Origin of the sequence: Rhodovulum sp., from assembly GCF_011048875.1 — a bacterium.
Lineage (GTDB): Bacteria > Pseudomonadota > Alphaproteobacteria > Rhodobacterales > Rhodobacteraceae > Rhodovulum > Rhodovulum tesquicola.
The window spans coordinates 1-3,219 of record NZ_DSDD01000325.1; the positions used below are offsets into that span (position 1 = coordinate 1).

General features: G+C 69.7%; 4 protein-coding genes. 3 read left to right on the forward strand and 1 reads right to left on the reverse strand.

The window, feature by feature from the left end; all coding sequences use genetic code 11:
- The first annotated feature begins 105 nt into the window (after positions 1-105).
- Positions 106-321 carry a hypothetical protein gene (locus ENN83_RS11425; RefSeq protein WP_287187141.1) on the forward strand — a complete coding sequence of 72 codons (216 nt, stop codon included), beginning with the start codon at positions 106-108 and terminating at the stop codon, positions 319-321.
- Positions 290-475, forward strand: coding sequence for a hypothetical protein (locus ENN83_RS11430; RefSeq protein ID WP_287187143.1), 186 nt, complete (start codon positions 290-292; stop codon positions 473-475). The genes ENN83_RS11425 and ENN83_RS11430 overlap by 32 nt, the downstream gene beginning before the upstream one ends.
- A gap of 2 nt (positions 476-477) precedes the next feature.
- Here the strand turns inward: ENN83_RS11430 and ENN83_RS11435 are convergent, their stop codons facing one another.
- Positions 478-1,497: a threonine aldolase family protein gene (locus tag ENN83_RS11435; RefSeq protein ID WP_287187145.1), complete on the reverse strand. Its 1,020-nt coding sequence runs from the start codon at positions 1,495-1,497 to the stop codon at positions 478-480.
- A 183-nt stretch (positions 1,498-1,680) separates the two neighbouring features.
- Between ENN83_RS11435 and ENN83_RS11440 the strand changes: the two genes are divergently transcribed.
- Positions 1,681-3,219, forward strand: a 1,539-nt coding sequence (locus tag ENN83_RS11440; protein ID WP_287187146.1) for a DEAD/DEAH box helicase, incomplete at its 3' end; no start/stop codon positions are given.

A 3,219-nucleotide genomic window follows, 5' to 3' on the forward strand; every position in this document is an offset into this window, starting at 1 on the left:
CATGGATGCGCGGCTTGATCCGGCGCGATATGCCGGTCTGTCCGAGGGCGACGCCCATGTCGTGCGCAATGCGGGCGGGCCACCGACGACGCGATCCGGTCGCTGGTGATCAGTCACAAGCTTCTGGGCACGCGGGAATGGTTCGTGATCCATCACACCGATTGCGGCATGCTGTTCTTCGACGATGCCGTTATGGGCGATCTTCTGGCGGGGTCGCTGGAGGCGGCGGAACTGACCGAAAGCGGCTTTCGCAATGCCTCCGAACCCGGCGGCTCGCCCGAGGGGCGCTATGTCAAATGTCAAATGGCACACGATCCGTGACCAGGAGGCGGCGGTGATCGAGGACGTGATGCGCATCCGGGCGCATCCGCTGGTGAACCCCGCGATCCCGATCTGCGGCTATGTCCATGACGTGCGCACCGGGCAACTGAACGAGGTGGCCCGCGCGACCGAGGCGGGGCGGCCGACCGGCTGAGGTCAGCCGAGCGCGCCAATCGCCGCGATCAGCGCGTCGGCATCGGCGGGCCCGACATCGAGATGCGTGACCATGCGCAGGCGCCTTGGGCCGACGACCGTGACGGTCACGTTCCTTTGGCGCAATTGCCGGGCGGCTTCACGGGCATCGGGCGCGTGATCCGCGAGATCGGCGATGACGATATTGGTCTCGACCGGCAGCACCCGCGCGATGGCGGGCAGCCCGGCCAGGCGCACACCGATGGTGCGGGCCAGCGCGTGATCCTCGGCCAGACGGGCGACGTGATGGTCCAGCGCGCAAAGGCACATCGCCGTCAGCACGCCGGTCTGGCGCATGGCTCCGCCCCAGCGCCGTTTCAGAAGCCAGGCCTTGGCCACGAAATCGCGTGAACCCCCAAGCACCGCGCCGACCGGGCAGCCCAGCCCCTTGGTGAAGGCGATCCAGGCGCTGTCGAAGCCGCGCACATAAGCGGCCGTGGGAATGCCCGTCGCGACCTGGGCGTTCAGCAGACGTGCCCCGTCCAGATGCGTCGCAAGCCCGGCGTCGCGGGCCGCCTGCGCCACGGCGGTCAGCTGATCCAGAGGCCAGATCGCGCCGCCCGCAAGGTTCGCAGTCTGCTCGGCGACCAGCAGACGCGAGCGGGGCGCATGGGCCGAGCGCGGACGGATGGCGGCCTGCACCTGTTCGGGCGTCAGCATGCCCCGTTCGCCGTCAATCGGGTGCATCATCACCCCCGACAGGGCCGCGGGTCCGCCGCTTTCGGCAAAGATGATGTGGCTTTCGCGGGTGCAGATCACCTCGTCGCCGGGGCGGGTGTGGACGGCGATGGCGATCTCGTTGCACATCGTACCCGAGGGCAGGAACAGCGCCGCCTCCATCCCCAGCATCCCGGCCACCCGTGCGCAGAGCTCCAGCGTCGGCGGGTCCGCGTCGTGGCTTTCGTCGCCAAGGGGGGCGTCAAGCGCGGCCTCGCGCATCGCCCGTGTCGGGCGGGTCTGGGTGTCGGAATAGAAATCGTGCATCGTCCTGCCTTTCACCTGCCGCGATGCGCAGACGATAGCGCCGCCCCCCGATCCGTCGATGCCCGCGCGGCGCGACGTTGCGGGGTGCGGGGGCGGATAAGTATGGACATGTGCGCCCGAAGACCCTAGCCATGTTGCCTTGCCGCGCCATGCTGGCGCCCTGGCCGCACGGATGTTTCCCGGATGATCCCGACCCTTTCCGAAGCCCTCGCCGAGCGCGGGTTCGACACGCTGACCGAAGTGCAACAGGCCGTGACGGCCGCCGAACTGGCCGAAGCCGATCTGCTGGTCTCGGCCCAGACCGGGTCGGGCAAGACCGTGGGATTCGGCCTCGCCATCGCACCGACGCTGATGGGGGACGAGGCGCGGCTGGGTCTGCCGGGTGCGCCGCTTGCGCTGATCGTGGCGCCGACGCGGGAACTGGCCTTGCAGGTGCAGCGGGAACTGGCATGGCTTTATGCCAGGGCGGGCGCGCGGGTGGTGTCCTGCATCGGCGGCATGGATGCGCGCGAGGAGCGCCGCGCGCTGGAGCGGGGCGCGCATATCATCGTGGGCACGCCGGGGCGACTGCGCGATCACATCACCCGGGGCAGTCTGGATCTGTCCGCCATTCGGGCCGTCGTGCTGGACGAGGCCGACGAGATGCTGGATCTGGGCTTTCGCGAGGATCTGGAATTCATGCTGGGCGAGGCCCCGGCCGAGCGGCGCACGCTGATGTTCTCGGCCACCGTTTCGCCCGCGATCGCGGATCTGGCCAAGGCCTACCAGCGCGACGCGGTCCGCGTGACCACCCTGTCGCGCGGGACGCAACACACGGATATCGCCTATCAGGTCGTGCTGGTCGCCGCCGCCGATTCCGATCACGCGATCATCAACCTGTTGCGCTTTCACGACGCGCCCACGGCCATCGTCTTTGCCAATACCCGCGCCGCGGTCGCGCGGCTGGCCGCGCGGCTGGCCAATCGCGGGCTGCCGGTGGTCAGCCTGTCGGGCGAGCTGAGCCAGGACGAACGCAGCCATGCGCTTCAGGCGCTACGCGACGGTCGCGCGCGGGTCTGCGTGGCGACCGATGTCGCGGCGCGCGGCATCGACCTGCCCAATCTGGACCTGGTGATCCATGCCGACCTGCCCACCAATACCGAGGCGCTGCTGCACCGCTCGGGCCGGACGGGGCGGGCCGGGCGCAAGGGGATCTCGGCGCTGATCGTGCCGGACCGGGTCACCGCCAAGGCCACGCGGCTGCTGAAATGGGCGAAGATCGAGGCCGAATGGACCGCAGCACCCAGCCGAGAGGAGATCCTGGCACTCGACGAGACCCGCCTGCTGGCCGATCCGGTCTGGGAGGACGCCCCGTCCGAGGCCGAAGCCGCCTTTGCCGCGAGACTGCTGGCCGAGCATGGCCCCGAACAGATCGCGGCCGCCTGCCTGAGGCTTTACCGCGCGGGCCTTTCCGCCCCCGAAGAACTGAACGCGGCCCCGGCCCGAACCGAACGGGCGGAACGGGCGCCCTTTGGCCCCTCGGCCTGGTTCGAGCTGTCGATCGGGCAGAACCGCCGGGCCGAGGCACGCTGGATCCTGCCGCTTCTGTGCCGGGCGGGGGATCTCGACAAGACGCAGATCGGCCGGATTCGCATCCTGCCCGAGACGACCCTCGTGGAGATCGCCGAACCCGCCGCGCCGGGCCTGATCGACCGGCTTGGTCCCGCCGGAATCCTCGAAGAA

Excerpts from the sequence above, each read along its gene's own strand:
- ENN83_RS11435 (WP_287187145.1), bottom strand. The coding sequence starts at position 1,497 with ATGCACGATTTCTATTCCGACACCCAGACCCGCCCGACACGGGCGATG.
- ENN83_RS11430 (WP_287187143.1), top strand. The coding sequence starts at position 290 with ATGTCAAATGTCAAATGGCACACGATCCGTGACCAGGAGGCGGCGGTG.